The organism is Labrys sp. HAY1-8F (assembly GCF_056754975.1).
In genome coordinates this window covers 3,132,541-3,151,660 of sequence record NZ_JBPGWZ010000002.1, presented here as the reverse complement: position 1 = coordinate 3,151,660, position 19,120 = coordinate 3,132,541, and the positions used below count along the sequence as shown (strand labels likewise).

The 19,120-nt window shown below is 64.5% G+C and carries 20 protein-coding genes; 8 read left to right on the top strand and 12 right to left on the bottom strand.

What is annotated here, in order from left to right:
- Positions 1-136: 136 nt before the first annotated feature.
- Positions 137-1,621 (bottom strand): mechanosensitive ion channel family protein, encoded by a 1,485-nt coding sequence (locus ACR9ZN_RS23625; protein ID WP_434958863.1) that lies wholly within the window; start codon positions 1,619-1,621, stop codon positions 137-139.
- A 146-nt stretch (positions 1,622-1,767) separates the two neighbouring features.
- On the opposite strand from ACR9ZN_RS23625, the gene ACR9ZN_RS23620 reads away from it, so the two are divergent.
- The 4 genes from ACR9ZN_RS23620 to ACR9ZN_RS23605 all read left to right on the top strand — a co-directional run bounded on the left by ACR9ZN_RS23620 (position 1,768) and on the right by ACR9ZN_RS23605 (position 5,711).
- The gene (locus ACR9ZN_RS23620) at positions 1,768-2,655 is read left to right on the top strand and encodes a LysR substrate-binding domain-containing protein (RefSeq protein ID WP_434959736.1); all 888 of its coding nucleotides are present in this window, start codon (positions 1,768-1,770) and stop codon (positions 2,653-2,655) included.
- 199 nt (positions 2,656-2,854) lie between these two features.
- A complete protein-coding gene (locus ACR9ZN_RS23615) occupies positions 2,855-3,004 on the top strand; it encodes a hypothetical protein (protein WP_434958862.1) in 150 nt (49 codons plus the stop codon).
- A complete protein-coding gene (gene aspA / locus ACR9ZN_RS23610; RefSeq protein ID WP_481273309.1) occupies positions 2,997-4,415 on the top strand; it encodes an aspartate ammonia-lyase in 1,419 nt (472 codons plus the stop codon). Before ACR9ZN_RS23615 ends, aspA begins: the two co-directional genes overlap by 8 nt.
- 60 nt (positions 4,416-4,475) lie before the next feature.
- Complete coding sequence (locus ACR9ZN_RS23605) at positions 4,476-5,711, top strand: glycosyltransferase family 4 protein (protein ID WP_454811517.1); 1,236 nt, start codon at positions 4,476-4,478, stop codon at positions 5,709-5,711.
- A gap of 3 nt (positions 5,712-5,714) precedes the next feature.
- On the opposite strand, the gene ACR9ZN_RS23600 is transcribed toward ACR9ZN_RS23605, so the two are convergent.
- The 3 genes from ACR9ZN_RS23600 to ACR9ZN_RS23590 are packed head-to-tail and all read right to left on the bottom strand — an operon-like array spanning position 5,715 to position 7,311.
- Positions 5,715-6,209 carry a GNAT family N-acetyltransferase gene (locus ACR9ZN_RS23600; RefSeq protein WP_434958859.1) on the bottom strand — a complete coding sequence of 165 codons (495 nt, stop codon included), beginning with the start codon at positions 6,207-6,209 and terminating at the stop codon, positions 5,715-5,717.
- Positions 6,206-6,733 carry an N-acetyltransferase family protein gene (locus ACR9ZN_RS23595; RefSeq protein WP_481273308.1) on the bottom strand — a complete coding sequence of 176 codons (528 nt, stop codon included), beginning with the start codon at positions 6,731-6,733 and terminating at the stop codon, positions 6,206-6,208. Before ACR9ZN_RS23595 ends, ACR9ZN_RS23600 begins: the two co-directional genes overlap by 4 nt.
- Positions 6,730-7,311: a helix-turn-helix domain-containing protein gene (locus tag ACR9ZN_RS23590; RefSeq protein WP_434958857.1), complete on the bottom strand. Its 582-nt coding sequence runs from the start codon at positions 7,309-7,311 to the stop codon at positions 6,730-6,732. Before ACR9ZN_RS23590 ends, ACR9ZN_RS23595 begins: the two co-directional genes overlap by 4 nt.
- Before the next feature lie 114 nt (positions 7,312-7,425).
- Between ACR9ZN_RS23590 and ACR9ZN_RS23585 the strand changes: the two genes are divergently transcribed.
- Entirely contained in the window at positions 7,426-7,989 is a 564-nt protein-coding gene (locus ACR9ZN_RS23585) for an SIS domain-containing protein (protein ID WP_454811512.1), read from the top strand.
- Positions 7,990-7,995: 6 nt separating this feature from the next.
- Here ACR9ZN_RS23585 and ACR9ZN_RS23580 read toward each other — a convergent pair whose 3' ends face one another.
- From ACR9ZN_RS23580 to ACR9ZN_RS23560, 5 genes are all read right to left on the bottom strand, one after another.
- Positions 7,996-9,546 carry an ankyrin repeat domain-containing protein gene (locus tag ACR9ZN_RS23580; RefSeq protein ID WP_481273307.1) on the bottom strand — a complete coding sequence of 517 codons (1,551 nt, stop codon included), beginning with the start codon at positions 9,544-9,546 and terminating at the stop codon, positions 7,996-7,998.
- A gap of 175 nt (positions 9,547-9,721) precedes the next feature.
- Complete coding sequence (locus ACR9ZN_RS23575) at positions 9,722-10,387, bottom strand: GntR family transcriptional regulator (protein WP_454811508.1); 666 nt, start codon at positions 10,385-10,387, stop codon at positions 9,722-9,724.
- A 107-nt stretch (positions 10,388-10,494) separates the two neighbouring features.
- Positions 10,495-12,096, bottom strand: coding sequence for an amidase (locus tag ACR9ZN_RS23570; protein ID WP_481273306.1), 1,602 nt, complete (start codon positions 12,094-12,096; stop codon positions 10,495-10,497).
- Between the two features lie 287 nt (positions 12,097-12,383).
- Entirely contained in the window at positions 12,384-12,860 is a 477-nt protein-coding gene (locus tag ACR9ZN_RS23565) for an SRPBCC family protein (protein ID WP_434958852.1), read from the bottom strand.
- Positions 12,857-13,222, bottom strand: a complete 366-nt coding sequence (locus tag ACR9ZN_RS23560) for an ArsR/SmtB family transcription factor (RefSeq protein ID WP_441772237.1) — start codon at positions 13,220-13,222, stop codon at positions 12,857-12,859. Before ACR9ZN_RS23560 ends, ACR9ZN_RS23565 begins: the two co-directional genes overlap by 4 nt.
- A 529-nt stretch (positions 13,223-13,751) precedes the next feature.
- On the opposite strand from ACR9ZN_RS23560, the gene ACR9ZN_RS23555 reads away from it, so the two are divergent.
- Positions 13,752-14,393, top strand: coding sequence for an alpha/beta family hydrolase (locus ACR9ZN_RS23555; RefSeq protein WP_481273305.1), 642 nt, complete (start codon positions 13,752-13,754; stop codon positions 14,391-14,393).
- Between the two features lie 8 nt (positions 14,394-14,401).
- On the opposite strand, the gene ACR9ZN_RS23550 is transcribed toward ACR9ZN_RS23555, so the two are convergent.
- Together ACR9ZN_RS23550 and ACR9ZN_RS23545 are read right to left on the bottom strand one after the other, a co-directional pair.
- Positions 14,402-15,208 carry an alpha/beta fold hydrolase gene (locus ACR9ZN_RS23550; RefSeq protein ID WP_481273304.1) on the bottom strand — a complete coding sequence of 269 codons (807 nt, stop codon included), beginning with the start codon at positions 15,206-15,208 and terminating at the stop codon, positions 14,402-14,404.
- A 122-nt stretch (positions 15,209-15,330) separates the two neighbouring features.
- Positions 15,331-15,819, bottom strand: coding sequence for a GFA family protein (locus ACR9ZN_RS23545; protein WP_441772240.1), 489 nt, complete (start codon positions 15,817-15,819; stop codon positions 15,331-15,333).
- Between the two features lie 93 nt (positions 15,820-15,912).
- On the opposite strand from ACR9ZN_RS23545, the gene ACR9ZN_RS23540 reads away from it, so the two are divergent.
- On the top strand, positions 15,913-16,266 hold the full coding sequence (locus ACR9ZN_RS23540) for a lysozyme inhibitor LprI family protein (RefSeq protein ID WP_434958847.1): 354 nt from the start codon (positions 15,913-15,915) through the stop codon (positions 16,264-16,266).
- Positions 16,267-16,360: 94 nt separating this feature from the next.
- Positions 16,361-18,169, top strand: coding sequence for a translation elongation factor 4 (lepA, locus tag ACR9ZN_RS23535; protein WP_434958846.1), 1,809 nt, complete (start codon positions 16,361-16,363; stop codon positions 18,167-18,169).
- 112 nt (positions 18,170-18,281) lie between these two features.
- Here the strand turns inward: lepA and ACR9ZN_RS23530 are convergent, their stop codons facing one another.
- On the bottom strand, positions 18,282-18,950 hold the full coding sequence (locus tag ACR9ZN_RS23530; protein WP_481273303.1) for a sulfite oxidase-like oxidoreductase: 669 nt from the start codon (positions 18,948-18,950) through the stop codon (positions 18,282-18,284).
- Between the last annotated feature and the right edge of the window lie 170 nt (positions 18,951-19,120).

Genomic DNA, 19,120 nt, shown 5'->3' with positions numbered 1-19,120 from the left:
GAGGGGATTGGGAAGGCATACTATGCCGCGCGCGGCTTCACCACTTCCATCCTGGGACCGCCAGCATCCTGCTGGCTCTTCCATTCTGCAAACGCAACATTTCCAAGAGCCAGCAGGATGCTGGCGGTCCCGGGAATCACGTCTTGAAGAAGGCGCGGATCTGCGCCAGGAACTGCGCGGGCGGCCCCGGCTGGGCATAGGTAGCGGCCGCCTCGTCACGGGCAAGGAACGCCTGGCCCCGGCGGACCGAGGCTTCGAACGCTTCCGACAGCCCAGGTTCGGCGGCAAGGATAGGATCTAGATCCTCCTTGCGCAGTTCGAAGATGATGCAGCGGGTCAGTGCCAGGATCGTGCCTGCATTGGGCGCGCCGGTGATGAGGCCGAGTTCGCCGAAATGGTCGCCCGGCCCCAGGCGTCCCACCACATGGGAATGGTCGCGGATGGTCCGGCTCGCCTCCAGCACGCCGGAGGCCACCACGATCAGGGATGAGAGGGTGCCCCCTTGCGACGCCAGCGTCGCCATTGCTTCGAGATGGCGCTTGATCATTTTGGTGGAGAGATCGGCTCGCTGTTGGGGCGAGAGCTCGCGAAAGAGCGGAATGTCGCCAAGGAGTTGCTCGGGAGGCAGGGTCTCCAGCGGGCCGAGACTGACCTGGACCGGCCCGATCGGCGTCGAGATGGCGCCCGGATTGACCAGGCGGATGCCGTGATAGTGGAACTGCCGTAGCACCTGGCCGAGCAGCGCGCTCTTGGCCGCGCCGAGATGGTCCGTATGCGCGACCGAAAAGCTGATGTCATAGCTGTTGGTGCGGGCACCGATGCGCGCCAGCGAGGTTCCGGGGGCGGGGCTGGAGAGAAGCTTGGGTGTCAGCAGCGCCGCATGGCGCAGATATTCCAGGACAAGGTCCGGCCGGGCCGTGGAATCGCAGGCGACCTGGACCGAATCATCGCGCCTGGTGCTCGGCCGGCTGCGATTGATCACACGTGACTTGGAGATCAGGCTGTTGGGGATGGTGACGATGTCGTTGCCATCGGTGCGCACATGGATGGAGCGCCAGTTGATCTGGACGATCACGCCCTCGAAGGAGCCATCTATCCCGATGCGGTCGCCGACCACATAGGGATGCTCGATACCGACGGCGATGCCCGCGAAGACGTCGGCCAGCGTGTTCTGCAGGGCCAAGGCGAGCACGACGGCAATGATGCCGGAGGTGGCCAGGAGGGCGCGGACGGGCAGGTCGAAGACGAAATTGACGATGGCCAGCACGGCGGTGAGATAGGTCAGGCCGGCCAGGAGGTCCGAAGCGATCTTGGGCTGGCTCGATTCGCGCTTCTGCCAGAGGACCAGCGGCAGGATACCGACCGTCAACCGCGCGCCAAGCAACCACCACAGGGCGATCAGGCCGCGCTGCCAGGTGGCGATGCGGGTGTCGGCGTCGAGCACCGGCGCGGCCGGCATGCCGGCGACCCGCAGGATCAGCAGGGTGAACAGGCAGAAAAGGCCCGCAGCGACGCCGATGCGCAGCCAGGCTGGCTGCCAGGCGATCCGCCAGTTGAAGATGAGCACGGCCGCGAGGGCCGTGGCGAGGATCAGTTCGGAGAGCAGCGACACCGGGGCCACGCAACTGGTCGAGAGGACGGTATGATTGCATCACTCCGCGCTGCATGCCAGAGCGGGAATGCGGCATGGCGGCGGCGAAGCCAATCATGGCAAACAATCCGGCCTCTCACGCGCTTGCCCGTCTCGTCACACCGGAAGGAATGGCCTTGGAACTGAAATGGCTTGAGGATTTCCTGAGCTTGGCCGAGACGCGCAGCTTCTCGCGCTCGGCGGAGGACCGCAACATCACTCAGTCCGCTTTCAGCCGCCGCATTCGTGCGCTCGAGGTCTGGCTTGGTACCGAATTGCTGGACCGCAGTACTTTTCCGATCACCCTGACCGCTGATGGCCGGCAATTCCGCGAGACGGCCGAGGAAACGGTGCACCTGCTCACCCTCAGCCGTTCGCAGTTCCGCAGCCGCCAGGAGGGCAGCAAGCTGCCAGTGCTCGCCGTCACGGCGCTGCATGCCCTCTGCCTGACCTTCCTGCCGGGTTGGCTCACGGAAATCCGGCGCAAAGTCGGCCCGGTGACGAGCCGCGTGCTGCCGGAGAATTTCCACACCTGCATCCAGGCGCTGGTGGAAGGCGGCTATGATTTCCTGCTCACCTTCCATCATCCCAATATCTCGGTGCCGCTCGATCCCGAACGCTTTGCCTTTCTCACCGTCGGGCGAGACAGCCTGGTCGCGGTGGCGGCGCGGCCCGAACGCCGCAGCTGGCAGGCCGGCGACGAGCGCGTGCCGCTGCTGCATTATTCGCGCGGCTCTTTCCTGGGATTGCTCGCCGCCATCGCCCAGGCTCGCGAGGGAGCGCCGGTAACCTATCTCGCCCACACCAATGAGGGCTCCATGGCCGAGGCCTTGAAGTTCATGGCGCTGGACGGCCATGGCGTTGCCTGGCTGCCGCGCAGCCTTGTCGCCGATGAGATCGCCGAGGGGTCCTTGACGGTGATCGCCCCGGAAATGCCGATGGATATCCGGCTCTACCGCAGCGCCGACCGTTCCCGGCCCTTCGTCGACAGGGTGTGGAAAGCGGCGCAGGTGGCCGTCGCCTGAAGGTTATGCAGATTTGGAATAGGCTTTGCCGCGATAGCATTGGCGGGGAGTCCCGGCCAGGCGTATGAGCCTTCCCGGCCCGGCGGAACGGAGCCGGCAAAGCAAGAACCGCTTCGTTCCGCCCGGTTGTCCATCATTGCCCAATGCACGCTTCGGTGCGCGCGAAGCCGCAACTCGCCATTGCCCCGGGGAGAACCCCATGCAGCTTCCTCTTGATCGTGCCATGGGCGCGATCAAGAGGAAGCTGCAAGAGATCAAGCATTTGCAGAATTTCCCCGCGCGGCACGTCCGTGGGCCGCGCCCGGAAATTCTGCTTGATGCTTGGCCGGAGGAAACCTGCCTTGTCTGAGATCGCATTCCGCCTCGAGCACGACCTCTTGGGAGACCGCGAGGTGCCCGCGCACGCCTATTATGGCGTCCACACCCTGCGGGCCGTCGAGAACTTCCCGATCAGCGGCCAGACCGTGGCGACCTGTCCTGACCTGATCCGGGCCCTGGCCTCGATCAAGCAGGCGGCCGCGCTTGCCAACCGCGAACTCGGCCTGCTTGACGACAAGCGCACCGCCGCCATCGTGGCGGCCTGCGAGGAGATCAAGGCCGGGGCGCTGCACGACCAGTTCGTGGTCGACCTCATCCAGGGCGGCGCCGGCACCTCCACCAACATGAACGCCAATGAGGTGATCGCCAACCGGGCGCTCGAGCTCATGGGCCATCGGCGCGGCGAGTACAGCCATCTGCATCCCAACGAGCACGTCAATAAGAGCCAGAGCACCAACGACGTCTATCCGACCTCCCTGAAGATCGCGGCCTGGTTTGGCATCGGCCGGCTGATCGACGCGATGGCTATCCTGCGCCGGGCCTTCGAGGCGAAGGCGGAAGAGTTCGCCGACATCCTCAAGATGGGGCGCACACAGCTCCAGGACGCCGTGCCGATGACGCTGGGACAGGAATTCGGCACCTATGGGCTGATGCTGGCCGAGGACGAGGCCCGGCTTGCCGAAGCCGCCGGGCTGATCCGCGAGATCAATATGGGCGCCACCGCAATCGGCACCGGCATCACCGCCCATCCGCTCTATGCCGATATCGTCTGCAAACGCCTGGCCGAGATCACCGGCATCGACCTGATCACCGCGCCCAATCTGGTCGAAGCCACCCAGGATTGCGGCGCCTTCGTGCAGCTCTCGGGCGTGCTGAAGCGCGTGGCCGTGAAGCTCTCCAAGACCTGCAACGATTTGCGCCTGCTCTCCAGCGGGCCGCGGGCCGGGCTCAACGAGATCAATCTGCCGGCGCGCCAGGCCGGTTCCTCGATCATGCCGGGCAAGGTCAATCCGGTGATCCCGGAAGTGGTCAACCAGGTCGCCTTCGAGGTGATCGGCAATGACGTCACCATCACCTTCGCGGCCGAGGCCGGACAGCTCCAGCTCAATGCGTTCGAGCCGATCATCGCCTACAGCCTGTTCCGCAGCATCGATCATCTGCGCGCCGCCTGCCTGTCGCTGGAAAAGAACTGCATCACCGGCATCACGGCCAATCGCGAGCGATTGCGCGCCAGCGTCGAACAATCGATCGGTATCGTCACCGCCCTCAATCCCTATATCGGTTACCGCCATGCCACCGAAGTGGCGATGGAGGCCCATGCCACCGGGCGCGGTGTCTATGAACTCGTGTTGGAGAAAGGGCTGATGCCGCGCGAGCAACTCGATGCCGTGCTGCGGCCGGAAAACCTTACACGGCCGCAGCCTTTCGAAATGAAGCTGTAGGCGGTTCCTGCAAAACGCTCTAGGAACACCACGATTGCACTTGTTTCGGCGGAAAGGATCATGATGCGCCGCAGGGCCGTTTTTGTGAGCCCGATCATGCCGGACAGGACCGGAAACGGGCTGGCCATGCGGATGGGCCTGTTTCTGGAGGCGCTGGCCCGCATGGCCTCGGTCGAGCTGATCGTGGTGCCGGCTGCCGGTGGAACCAGCGTCGCGCCGGGCTTCTATGCCGAACTCGACGTCCGGCTCCATGTCGTCGCCTGCGCCGGGCGCCGCGATACCGCCTTCCAAATGCTCGCCAGGGTCACCGATCCTGGCCGGCGCCTGCAGCTCTTCCAGGCCTATGGCAAGCCGAGCATCGCGAGCCATCTTTCCGCGCCGGTTATGGCTGAGATTGCAGGCCTGATCGCGGCCTGCGATCCGGATATCGTGCATGTCGGGCGCTCTTATCTGGCGCCCTGCATCGATATTCTCGGCAGGGGCGCGACGGCGACGATCGATCTCGACGAGGACGATGCGGTCGCTTTCGGCCTGCGGGCCGTATCGGCGCGAGCCCGGCATGACGAGGCCCGTGCCGCCTGGCTCGAGCAGGAGGCCTGCGCCTTTGATGGCCTGATCGAGCGCTATGCCGGCCGCTTCGGCCGCGTCTTCGTCTCCAGCGAGCAGGAGGCCCGGCTCTTGGCATCGCGTCATGCCGGCCTTGCCTGTGACGTTATCGAGAATGCGGTCGCCTTGCCGGCTGAGCCACGCCGAAGTGACGATGGCGCCACGCTGGTCTTCGTCGGTTCGCTGTCGCATGAGCCCAATGTCGAGGGCGTGCTCTGGTTCGCGCGGGAGGTGATGCCGCATCTGCGCCATCAGGCCGGCGGGGCCTGCCGCCTCGTGGTCGCCGGTGCCGAGCCGCCGCCGCCCATCCTCGCGCTTGCCGCACAGGATGATGTCGAGGTGGCGGGCTTCGTGCCGGATATTGCCGGGCTCTATCGGGATGCCGCCCTTGCTCTGGCGCCGCTGCTCAGCGGTGGCGGCACCCGCATCAAGCTGCTCGAAGCCTCGGCCCATGGCGTTGCCTTCGTATCGACCCCGGCCGGCGCGGCGGGACTCGATTGGCCACAAGAAGCCGGCGGCTGGATCGCCGAGAGCCCGCAGGCTTTTGCTGATTGCTGCGCCCAGGCGTTGGCTGATTCCGGCGAGCGGTCAAGGCGAGCAGAACTCGGCCGGGACTGGGTGCGCCGTCATCATGACAGGCAGTCGCTGATCGAGAGGCTCGGGAGCCTGCTCGTTCCCGGGATACCGTAGATCTCAGCCGTTGAGCGTCTTCTGCATGAAGACGAGATCGAGCCAGCGGCCGAATTTCTGGCCGACTTCGGGCATACGCGCCGTCTCGGTGAAGCCGAAGCGCCGGTGCAGGGCGAGCGAGGGTTCGTTTCCGGCCTCGATGCCGCCCAACATGACATGCTTGCCGGCATCGCGTGCTGCGCCGATCAGGGCATCCAGCAAGGCAGCCCCGGCACCCTGGCGCCGCACCGTTCCGGCGACATAGATCGAGTGCTCTACTGTGTGGCAATAGCCGTCGAAGGGACGCCAGTCGCCATAGCTGGCATAGCCGATCGCCGTGCTCTCGACGTCGGCGACGAGGATGGGATAGCCTTGGCTCTTGCGCAGGTCGAACCAGGCCTGGCGGTTGGCGAGATCGACGGTGTTCCAGTTCCAGATCGCCGTCGAGTTCAGCACGGCATCGTTGTAGATGGCGAGGATATCTGGCAGGTCGTCCGGGGTGGCGGGACGGATGATCATCGATCTAAATCTTTCCAGAACAAGGTGGTGTCGCAATAGCCGCCCTGCGGCCAGAGTGCATAGCGCGGAATGACGCCGGCCTTCTGCCAGCCGAGCCTGTCATAGAGCCGCTCGGCCGAGGAGCCGGTGGCGGTGTCGAGGCAGAGTACGATGCGGCCGCTGGCCCGGGCGCTCTCCTCGAGGGCAGCCATCAGCGCGGCGGCGATACCGAGATTGCGGCCGCGCCTGTGCACCATCAGTTTCTGCACGTCGGCGCGATGGGGCTGGTTCGGGCGGCTTTCAGGGCTGAGCAGCACGGTGCCGACCGGCCTGCCGTCGAGATAGGCGACATGCAGCAGGGTGGTGCCCTCTGCCACCCGTGCGGCGACGCCGCGCCAGAAGGCCTCCGCCTCCTCGCGGGCGAGCGGCAGCATGAAGCCGATGGAGGCTTCACCCTCGACGCAGTCGATCAGGATATCAGCCAAAGCGGGAATGAGGGCTTCCGCCTCTTGCGGCGTTGCGATGGCAATGGTGGGGCCGGTCATCGGGAAACCTGTCGTGAGGGGCAGAGCACGACGAAATAGTGCGCCGGCCCGTCGCCCGGATTGTGGAACATGACGAGCTTGTCGAGCCGCATATGCAGGCAGTCGCCCGGCTGGAGCGGAAAGGCCTCGCCATCGACCGTCATGGTAAGGCTGCCCGATTGCAGCCAGACCAGCTGGTCGAAGGCGGTTGCCTGGGGTTCGAAGGGAATGAGGGCACCCGCGGGCAGCTCAACCTCGACAAGGTCGAGGATGCCATTGGCCGCTGCGGGCGAAACCGAGCGGCGCAGATAGCCGGTGGCGGGGTCGCGCCAGAGCGGCTGCTCGGCGCGCCGGGCCAGGGGCGAAGCCGCCGGCTCCACGGCGGCGAACAGGGTGGACAGGCTGACGCCGAGGCCGCCGGCAAGCCGGGCAAGCAATTGGGCGGTGGCACTCGACTCGCCGCGCTCGATACGCGAGATCATGGCGCGGCTGACACCGCTGGCGGCGGCGAGTTGATCGATGGTCAGATGGATCTGGCCGCGCAACGCCTTGATGCGCCCGCCCAGCTCAGTATCGATAGTGGTATCGGCTGATTCCATAATGTGAGATTATTTATCCATTATAGTGGAGTCAAGCATGAAGTCCCCGTTGCGGATTGCTTGGCATACGTCTAGAACTTAGTTCGTTTTCTTAAGCAACAAACTGGATCTGTCATGACGGAGACCATCCCCGCCCTCAGCCTCAGCGCTCTCGACGACCTTGCCACAGTGGTAAAGGCCCTTCCCGCCGACGCCGCCGATGGCCTGATCGAAGCGCTCGCCACGGCGGGCCGTATCGCCATTTATGGCGCCGGGCGCGAGGGGCTGCAGATGCGCGGCTTGGCCATGCGCCTGTTCCATCTCGGGCTCGACGTCCACGTCGTCGCCGACATGACGGTACCGCCGATCGGCCCCGGCGACCTCCTCTTCGTCTCCTCCGGGCCAGGCGCTTCCAATATTGGCGATGCCTTGATCAGCGTCGCCCGCAAGGCCGGCGCCCAGGTTGCCGTGGTCACGGCCCAGCCCGAAGCGCGTACACCCAAGCTCGCCGATATCGTCTTCACCATTCCGGCCCAGACCATGGCGGATGACCGGGGCGGGCGGGTTTCCGTATTGCCGATGGGATCGCTGTTCGAGACGGCGCAGATGCTGGTGTTCGAGATCATCGTGTTGAAGCTGCGCGATCGTCTCGGCGAGACCGCCGAGACGATGCGGGCGCGTCATACCAATCTGGAGTGAGGGCCGTCAGGTCGACGCCGGTGCCTGGTCCCTGAGAAAGGCCGCGACATCGTCTGAAAAATCATAGCCTTCGAACGCCGAAAGCGGCACGCCGTGCTCGACCAAGGCCCGTGCACAGCCGACATAGTCCTGCGGCATGACGCTGGCGATATCCTCCGCCTGGCTGGCATAGGAGAGCGTGCCGAGGACGTTGTTGCCGAAGCCGTGCTCGGTGCGCCAATCGGCTCCCTCTTCCAGCAGCAGGCGCAGCATGGCGGCGTCGCCCTGGAACATCGCCTTGTTGAGCGCCGTCGCCGACCATTCATGCTCCTTCACCTCGCGGGGCCAGCCCAGGCCGAGCATGACGCGGACGGCCTCGATCGCGCCGTTGCTGGCAAGCAGAGGCAGGGTCCTGAGCTGTCTTTCCGAAAGGCGGGCGAGAATATCCGGCTCCCTTGCGAGAATATCGGCGGCCGCGGCTCGGTCAGCCCGCGTGCAGGCCGCCACGAAAGCCTCTTCCTGGGTGAGTTCCTCCTCGATTCCCATCGCTTGCAGCATGGCTGCTACATCGGTGCGGCCATATTGCTGGGCATAGCGATAGAGGCTCACGCCGCCATGGCCGGTGGCACGCGGATCGGCGCCGGCGTCCAGCAAGGCCCGGACATGGGCGCTGGAGCGTCCCCGCAGGATGGCATGATGGATCCAGGCCTGTTCCCTGGCATCGCCGCCATGCGCCAGCAGCAGCCTGAGCGTGTCGAGCTTGTCGAAATCGAGCACCCGGCCCAGGGCATTGGTGCCAGTGACGCGCGCGCCGGCGGCGAGCAGCAGGCGGGTGCCGACATCGTCGGAGCCCTCGACCGAATGATAAAGCGATTCATTGTCATTCGGATCGGCGCCCGCTTCGAGCAGCAGCCGGGTCATGGCTTCGTCATGCGTGCGTCCAGCCGCGCCATAGAGCCCGGAAAGCGGCGAATCCGGCCAGCGCGGGTCCGTCCAGCTGGCGTTGACGTCGGCGCCATGGGCGAGCAGCAGACGGGCGCAGGCGAGCAGCGGTTCTTTGAAGCCCGGTACGCGGATCAGGCCGGAATGGCTGGTGCCGATCAATGGCGGCATGGCGAGCGGGCCGCCGCTGCGGTTCACGAAGGCCGGATCTTCGGCGATGAGCGCCCTGAGCTGAACCTCTTCGCCGGTGACGCAGGCGAGCCACGGGTCCTGCGCGAACAGCGCCGGCTGTTCGGCAAGGGTGCGTTGCGCCAGATGGCGCTGGGTGGCATTGCCCTCCAATACCCAAGTGAGCCAGGTCCGCAATCTCTCGGCTGTGGCGCTGCGCGTCCACTCGACATAGTGCTTGAGCTCGCTCCAGGAGCGGAAGCCGTAGTCGCGCGCGATGACGGACTGAGCGTCGTGCAACGCGAGTTGGCGGCCGGCAAGCCCGGCCGGCTCGAGGCCGCGTGCCGAGGGCAGGCATTCGGCGAAATGGCGAAGAGCCTCGCTCTCGCCGTTGCGGGCGAACCGTAATAGCTGCTTGGCCTGGTTCTTGAGGTGCGAAAGGTCGGGCGAAACCGGAAGGGTTTTCATGGTGCCTCCATGTGCGCAGAGCCGAAGACCCGCAATCGGCTGCACAGGGGCAGGTCGTCCTGATGTCGATGATTGTGAGGGGGCTGAGCCCTTCCCGCGGGTCCGGAGGCGTCTCGCAGCGCCGTGACGGATCTTAGGGGGTTTCTCGCCTGGATGGAAGTCCCATCCGCCGGGGTTACGCTCCGGTGCTGCGGGATTTGCCGAGCGATGACATCAAGTCGCCGAAACGCTCGCCCTGCACGGCGACATGGGCTCGCAGTTGCTCGGCGGCATGCTGGGCCTCGCCGGCGCGGATGGCGGCGACTACGGCCTCATGCTCGTTCTGCGAGGTCTTCATGCGGTTGCGCACGCGTAGCTGCAGGCGGCGGAAGGGAGCCAGGCGCTTGTTGAGGGCCACTGCCTGGCTCGCCAGGAACTTGTTGCCGCTGGCGCGATAGATGACGCGGTGAAACGTCTCGTTCTCATAGTAATAGCTGTCGGGATCGCCATTGGCGGCAGCCTCCTGGCAGGCCGCCAGGGCCGCGACGAGAGCCTGTTCGTCCTCGGGCAGGAGACGGCGGGCGGCGAGGCGCCCGCACATGGCCTCCAGTTCCGCCATGACCTCGAACATTTCCATGAGCTGGCTGGGATCAGGCGCGCTGACGATGGCACCCCGGCGGGTTCGCAGCTCCACCAGCCCGGCGGCGGCAAGCTGCTGCAGCGCCTCGCGGATCGGCGTTCGCGAGACGCCGAAACGTTCGGCGAGAGACACTTCGTCGAGGCGCTCACCCGGCTTCAACTGCCCGGTGGCGATCTCGTCCTCGATCGAATCCCGCAATTGGGTGGCTCGGCGCTCGGTCATAGGCCCATATCGCGCCTTCTACCGATGCCGGCAAGCTGCCATTCCTTTCACGGCCCGAGAAAGCCGAGGCACGCGCTTCGGGGACTGGCGTGCCTCGGCCGGTCGCCTCACGCCGGCTTGAGCGCCGGTGGCAGCCTGTTCTGAGGCCAGCCGGTGGCCTGCTCATAGGCGTAGGCGAGCTGCAGCACGGACATCTCGGCATGATTGCGCCCAACGAGCTGCATGCCCATGGGCAGGCCACGATCGTTGAAGCCGACCGGCACGCTCATGGCGGGGCAGCCGGACATCGTGACCGGGATCACCACCTCCATCCAGCGATGATAGGTGTCCATCGCTTGGCCGTTGATGTCCTTGGGCCAATGGGTGGTGGCGTCGAAGGGGAAAACCTGCGCCGACGGCAGGATGAAGTAGTCGTAGCGCTCCATGAAAGTGCGGACCGCCTGGTACCATTGGGTGCGCGCGGCAGCGGCATCGGAGAGTCGGACGGCGCTGAGCTTCAGATAGTTCTCGATCTCCCATTGCGCCTCCGGTTTGAGCAAGGCGCGCTTGGCCGGATCGTCATAGAGCACCTTCAGGCCGGAGCCGGTCTGCCAGGCGCGCAGCGGCAGCCAATTGCGCCAGACATTCTCGATGGGATAATCGGGCCTGGCTTCCTCGACGGTGCAGCCGAGCGCTTCGAAGGTCTTGAGAGCTGCCCTGCACAGGTCGAGCACGCCCGGTTCGAAGGGCAGATAGCCGCCGCAATCGCCAAGCCAGGCTATGCGCACGCCCTTCAGGTCGCGCTTCAAAGGCTCGGTGAAGCGCGTGGGATCCTCGTGGAGGGAGAGGGGCGCGGCAGCGTGGTAGCCCGACTGCACCGCGAGCAGCAGAGCAAGGTCCGAGACGTTGCGCGCCATCGGTCCGTTCACGCCGAGCGCGGCGTCGAACACGTCGGCACCCGGTGAGGGGACCCGTCCGAAGGAGGTGCGGAAACCCAGCACATTGTTGAAGGCCGACGGGTTGCGCAGCGAGCCGGCATGGTCGCTACCATCGGCGACCGGCAGCATGCGCATGGCCAGCGACACCGCGGCGCCGCCGCTGCTGCCGCCTGCGGTCTTGCTGTGATCATAGGCATTCAGCGTGGTGCCGAAGACCTGGTTGTAGGTCTGCGACCCCAGGCCGAACTCCGGCGTGTTGGTCTTGCCGATGATGATGCTGCCCGCGTGTTTCATGCGGTCGACGAAAAGCGCATCGGTCTTGGGAATGCGGTCCTTGAACAAGGGCGAGCCCTGCGTGGTGCGGATGCCCTTGGTGTCGGCGAGGTCCTTGATCGCCTGCGGGAAACCATGCATCCAGCCGGCATAGTCGCCGCGGCCGAGCTGCGCGTCGCGCTCCCCGGCCTGCTTGAGGAGATCACCGCGCTCCTGCCGGGAGACGATGGCATTGACAGTGGGGTTGAGGCGATCGATGTGGTCGAGATAGGCCGTCATCACCTCCACACAGGAAATTGATTTCGACTTGATCGCCTGCGAGAGCGGGATGGCGTCCATCATCACGATGTCGGAGGGCGCCGTTTTCGCCAGGGACGAGCCTGGCCACGCCGCCTGGCCGACAAGGGCTGCCGAGGCCGCACCCGCCAGTCCCTTCGCGCTTAGATTCAGGAAACCGCGTCTGCTGAGACCACGCTCCTGCGCGGGTTGCGACGTGCCGCCGCGTTGCTTGCCAGCCATGGAACACCTCCTCGGTCAACCTTCTGAATGAGGTTGTGTCCACACATTGTCAGGTTCTGTGTCATCCATCAATTAAATTGTATACAAAAATATCATTCAATAATACATAAGTGGCATTTAGTTATGCAATAGGCAAAGCGAGGCTTTTGCGAGCCGCCCGCATGGCGAGGACATGCATTGCTGCGCGGTACGCGCCGCGGGCTGAACAGTCGAACTGCGACCGCAATACAGGCCCGGGAGGAGAGATTTTCGTGTCGGGGAAGATAGATTCCAGGAATCCGGTCCGATCACGCCCGCTTTTCGACCAGCGCCGCCAGTTGCCCCGTCACGGTGCCCCAGCCGTCATGGAACCCCATCTTTTCATGCAGGGCGCGATCGGCGTCGCTCTTGTGCATGACATGGGCAGTGTAGTCGGTTCCGTCTGGGTGGTCGGCGAAATCGACGACTGCCGTGATGAACGGCTGTTCGGCGGGGCGCCAGCCGCGGGTGAGCGCATTGGTGAACACGATGCGCCGCCGGTCGTCGACGGTCAGGAAACAGGCGTCGAGATGGGGCTGAAAGGTGCCGCCATCCTCGCTGATCCGGGTCACGAAGGCGCCACCCGGGGACAGATCCATGTCGACGACCTGGCATCGCGCAGGGGCGGGCACCCACCATTGTTCGAAGAGGGCGCGCTCGGTCCAGGCCTGCCACACGATGGCCCGCGGCGCTTTGATAACGCGAGCGATACGCAGGTCGAGTTCGGGGTCGAAGTGGCGGGTCACGTCGGCGGCTCCTTGTCGAGCATGGTGGCGACGATGCGTTCCAACCTGTCGGTCCGGCCCTCCCATATCGCGTGCTGGGCAGCCAGCCAGCCCTCGACGGCGGCGAAAGTCTGCTTTTCGATGGTGCAGGTCCGCACGCGCCCCTGTTTGCGGGTGCTGATCAGGCCCGTACCCTCAAGCATGCGGATATGTTTCATGAAGGAGGGCAGGGCCATGTCGAAGGGTTCGGCCAGGTCGCTGATGCTGGCCGGCCCCCGCCCCAGACGTCCGAGCACGGCCCGTCGGGTCGGGTCGGCCAGGGCCAGGAAGATCTCGTCGAGCTGCTCGATACGATAAGCCATAAGGCTAAGTATCAGATCCATGCTACACCCGCAAGAGTCGACCATCTCGCCACGATTCGGGTCGGAACCTGAGCGGCCTCTCCCGGCGGCAAATATGCAATTCAAACAATTTGAATAATAATTATGGCCCTAAATCGAAGATACGAGCGTATTGTTGATTGCCATTACCTCCAGTCTCGATAATATGAAGGCACGAATGACGGAAGGTAGTTGCGTGCCGGCAACCCGGGCAGATCGATCAAAGTGTCAACTGTCTCAACGGAAGCACACGACGTGTTGGTAACTGGGCTGGCTAACACCAGACTGGATTGGGGGAAATAATGTCCTGGTTGGTTTGCATCCTCCTATACTGTCTGTCTTCCTCGATCATGGCTTCTTTGCTCGGACAAGCACTACGCGAGGAACGTGTGTCCTGAACGAGAGAACATCGCAGGAGTTTTCTCCTTCCCGAAGCAGAGTCACGCAGTTCCGGCAATTGCATGAATCGCGGCGCTAGCCTTTGATGACGACTGGGCGTGCCGTCATCCGCGGTTAGGGCCAAGGTATTCATATGGCATTGCACTTCCTCATGGACGGACCCGAGGATGCAAGGATCACCGTCCTGCTCGCGCATGGTGCCGGAGCGCCAATGGATTCGGCCGCAATGTCCGCCAGTGCCGGGGCGCTGGCTGCAGCCGGATTGCGCATGGCCCGGTTCGAATTCGGTTATATGGCGGCGCGGCGCCAATCGGGCGCCCGCAAGCCGCCACCGCGCGCCGAAACGCTGGAAGGCGAATATCGCGCCGCCATCGAAGCATTGGGCGCGGCTGGACCTCTCGTCATCGGCGGCAAATCGATGGGGGGCCGGGTCGCCAGCATGATCGCCGACGATCTCCAGGCCGAAGGCCGCATCGCCGGTCTGTTGTGCCTCGGCTACCCCTTCCATCCCATCGGCAAGCCCGAGCAGTTGCGCACCGCCCATCTCGCCGACATGCGCACCCCGGCGCTCATCGCCCAGGGCACGCGCGATCTGTTCGGCACGCGCGAGGAGGTCGCGACCTATACGCTGTCGCCCCGCATCGAAATCCTGTGGCTGGAGGATGGCGACCACGACCTGAAGCCGCGCAAGTCCGTTTCCGGTTTTTCGGCTGCCGACCACCTCAAGACCCTGGCGGTGGCCGTCTCGGGCTGGGCCGCGCGCCTCGCCACCTGACCGGGCCGCTATGACGCGAGCTTGCCAAGAAAGTCGAGCACCGCCCGGTTGAAAAGTGCCGGCCGCTGCAACGGCGCGAAATGGCTCACACCTGGCAGAACGGTCAGCGTCGCGCCGGGAATGGTGCGGGCAAGATAGGCTGCATGGTCGGGGCGAATGAACTCGTCATGCTCACCCAATACGATCTCCACGGGCACATCGATCGCGCTTAGATCGCTCGCGCTATAATTGGGCTGCGTCCGCATCATCTCGCTGACGGCGGCGACGAAGGGCTCGAAGCTATCCGGTGTGGCGGACAGTGCGGCATAGTCCTGGCGGTGCCGGGCGAAACAACGGTCGAGCGCGGGGCTCGGCTCCATCTCCTTGGTGCCGCTGGGGTCCATGTTGCAAGCGAAGAAAAACACGCCCGACGAGCGGGCGGGGTTCTCGGCCGCCAGCACCAGGGCGATGCAGGCGCCGTCGCTCCAGCCGACGAAGCGGGCCTTGTCCAGGCCGAGCCGATCCATCACCGCCAGCACGTCGGAGGCCATCAGCTCATAGGAATAAGGCCTGTCGTTACGCGTGCTGCGGCCGTGGCCACGGCTGTCGACCAGGACAACGCGATAGCCGGCGACCCGCAGATCGTGCAATTGGTAGCCCCAATTGCCGGCATGGCCGAGACCGCCATGCAGCAGGATCACCGGCGGCCCGTCGCCATACGAAGCATGCCAGATGCGGGCGTCGTCGTGATCAAGCCAGCCCTCGATATCGGCCTGCGGCAGGGGCGGCGCGCCATAGGCGTGAAATTGGCTGAGATCGTCGTCCTGCGTGCTCATGGCCGTCCCTTCCTATCCCGGTGCAATCGAGGGCTCCTTGGTGTCGATTTACCACATCCAGACCAATTGCAAACAGCAAGTGCTCTTGCGCGGGCGGGCGGCTTTGGCCGATCCCGCCCGCTTCATTCGCTCAACAGGCCATGACGCCGGTGCCAGTCCTCCAGCGATTCCTCGGGATAGGTGTCGAAATGCAGATAGCCGGGACCGGATGGTACATCGACCCATCGGGGAGCATCGGCCAGCATCATCTCCACGATCTCCGGCGGCTTGGGCAGCGGCGTATCGATCGCCGAGGCGTGCGGGTGGATCAGTTCCGGCCAGCGCGGATCCCACAGCCAGAGCGCACTGCCGCATTCCCCGCAGAAATGGCGCCCGGCCGGCGAGCGTTGGTCGGCCTGCCCTTCCTCGCGCAGGACGGCGTGATAGATGCGCAGATGCTCGCGTCCCTCCACCTTCAGGCTTTCGGCATGGGCACCGAGATTGATGGCATAGCCGCCCGATCCCGCCGTCTTGCGGCAGATCGAGCAATGACAATGCATGAACGGGGCAGGGCTCATTGCCTCGACGCTGAACGTCACGGCGCGGCAATGGCAGGATCCTTTCAGCAGCATGTGCGTTTCCTTAGTCTCTTTGTCTCACAACGGATGGAATGATGTGGGGTTCCAGGAGAACTTCGCTTCCATACAAACCGGAAAGGGTGACCCTTGAAAGGCAGATTCGTCATCATCGCCATGGCTGCATTGCTGTTCTCCTCCACGGCGCAAGCGGGCGACTATGCGCCCCTCGATTGTGCCAAGGCAGCTTCCCCCGCCGAAAAAGCCGTCTGCGGCAGTTACGCCCTCGGCCAGGCCGAGGCGCGCATGGCGACGCTCTACGGCGTCTCGATGTCCCTGGTGGCCATGGGCCAGCGCGGCAATATCGGCGAGGCTCAGCAGGCCTGGATCAAGACGCGCGAGGCCTGCGGCGCCGATACCGCCTGCCTCGACAAGGTCTATGGCGAGAGGATCGGCGTGCTGGACGAGGTGATCCGCAACATCGCTTCGCACGGCCCGTTCTAGAACTAGGGCCGGTGGGGCCCGCAAACAGGCCTCGGCCGGCCTGGAATCCCCATTTGTCCTTGGCGCAATCATCCCTTCCTGCTATTGCGCGCGGATGAGCGAAGAATTGATCGAAAATATCCGGAATTTCTCCATCGTGGCCCATATCGACCACGGCAAGTCCACCCTTGCCGATCGTCTGATCCAGGCCACGGGCACGCTGACCGACCGTGAAATGGTCGAGCAGGTGCTCGATTCCATGGATATCGAGCGCGAGCGCGGCATCACCATCAAGGCGCAGACCGTGCGCCTGAACTACCGCGCCCAGGACGGCAAGGACTATATCCTCAACCTGATGGATACGCCCGGCCATGTCGACTTCGCCTATGAGGTGTCGCGCTCGCTCGCGGCCTGCGAAGGCTCGCTCCTGGTGGTCGACGCCTCCCAGGGCGTCGAGGCGCAGACGCTCGCCAATGTCTATCATGCCATCGACGCCAATCACGAGCTGGTGCCGGTGCTCAACAAGATCGACCTGCCCGCGGCCGAACCGGACCGCATCAAGCAGCAGATCGAGGACGTGATCGGCATCGATGCCTCCGAGGCCGTGCCGATTTCGGCCAAGACCGGCCTCAACATCGACCAGGTGCTGGAAGCCATCGTCACCCGCCTGCCGGCGCCCAAGGGCGACCGCAACGCCCCGCTCAAGGCGCTGCTGGTGGATTCTTGGTACGATGCCTATCTCGGCGTGGTCGTGCTGGTGCGCATCTTCGACGGCACGCTCAAGAAGGGCCAGCGCGTCAAGATGATCGGCACCGATGCGCATTACGAGGTCGATCGCCTCGGCGTCTTCAGGCCGAAGATGCAGGCCATCGCCGAGCTCGGGCCGGGCGAGATCGGCTTCATCACGGCGGCGATCAAGGAAGTGGCCGATACCCGTGTCGGCGACACCATCACCGATGATCGCAAGAACACCAACATCGTGCCGCTGCCGGGCTTCAAGCCGGCCCAGCCCGTGGTGTTCTGCGGCTTGTTCCCGATGGATGCGGCGCAGTTCGAGGATCTGCGCGCCGCCATGGGGCGGCTTCGCCTCAACGATGCCTCGTTCTCCTTCGAGATGGAATCCTCGGCGGCGCTCGGCTTCGGCTTCCGCTGCGGCTTCCTTGGGCTGCTGCACCTGGAAATCATCCAGGAGCGCCTGGAGCGCGAGTTCAATCTCGACCTGATCGCGACGGCGCCGTCCGTCATCTACAAGATCAACATGACCGACGGCAGCCATATCGAGCTGCATAATCCGGTCGACATGCCGGATGTGGTGAAGATCACCTCGATCGAGGAGCCGTGGATCCGCGCCACCATCTTGACGCCGGACGACTATCTCGGCTCGATCCTCAAGCTCTGCCAGGACCGGCGCGGTGTGCAGGTCGATCTCAATTATGTCGGCAAGCGCGCCATGGTGCAGTACGACCTGCCACTCAATGAGGTGGTGTTCGACTTCTATGACCGCCTGAAGTCGGTATCGAAGGGCTACGCCTCCTTCGATTATCATTTGACCGACTACAAGGAAGGCGATCTGGTCAAGATGCAGATCCTGGTCAATGCCGAGCCGGTGGACGCGCTTTCGATGCTGGTGCATCGCGACCGCGCCGAGAGCCGCGGCCGCGCCATGTGCGAGAAGCTGAAGGACCTCATCCCACAGCACATGTTCGTGATCCCGATCCAGGCGGCGATCGGCGCCAAGATCATTGCGCGCGAGACTATCCGGGCTCTGCGCAAGGACGTCACCGCCAAATGCTATGGCGGCGACATCTCCCGCAAGCGCAAGCTTCTGGAGAAGCAGAAGGAAGGCAAGAAGAAGATGCGCCAGTTCGGCAGCGTCGACATTCCGCAGGAAGCCTTCATCGCCGCGCTCAAGGTGGATGGGTAGGGACGAACTAGCTTTATCCTAGGATCGCCGGCTTTCCAGCCGGCTCTTTCAATCAATCATGAAACGCCGGGTTTCCAGGAGTCGGCTGGAAAGCCGGCGGTCCCAGACGCCCTCACTCGCTGTAACGCTCCTCCCGCCAGGGATCACCGCGGTTGTGATAGCCGCGCACTTCCCAGAATCCCGGCTTGTCGCGGGTGGCGAATTCGATGCGGCTGAGCCATTTGGCGCTCTTCCAGAAATAGAGCCGGGGCACGACGAGGCGTACCGGGCCACCATGGTCTGATGTCAGCGGCCTGCCCTCCCAGGCGTGGGCGAGCAGCACGTCCTCCCCCAGGAAATCCTGCAGGGACAGGTTCGTGGTGTAGCCGTCAGCCGAATGCAGCACGACATGACCAGCCTCGGGCCTGGGTCGTACGATCTCGGCGAGGGCCAGCGTGGTTAGGCCCTCGAAATGGTTGTCGTAGCGCGACCAGGTGGTGACGCAGTGGATGTCGCAGACCTGCGTCACCTGGGGCTGGGCCGAGAAGGCCGCAAAATCCCAGACGAGCGGATTCTCGACCGCACCGAACACATCGAGCTGCCAGCGCGCCTTGTCGATGCTGGGCTGCAGGCCGAGATCGAGCACCGGCCAATCCTTGACGAGATGCTGGCCCGGCGGCAGGCGGTCGCTCTCGGGCCGGGACGCCTGGCCGGTGAGGAACTTGCCGGCCTGGGCCCAGAGCTGCTTGGTGCGGGTGAGCTTGGAATCGGCCGGCGTCGCCGGGTCGTCATCATCGGCCATGGTGCCCTCCAAAATCAAAAGATAATGCATATTTCGAACCAAGCAGAGTTTCCCGGTGAGGCCTGTCCGTGAGGCCCGCCGGGAAACTCTGAAGATGTTTGATATCTTGCCGATTCCTCCTGATCGTGCCCGTCGCACGGATCAGGAGGAATCGGCTTGTGGTAGGTCGG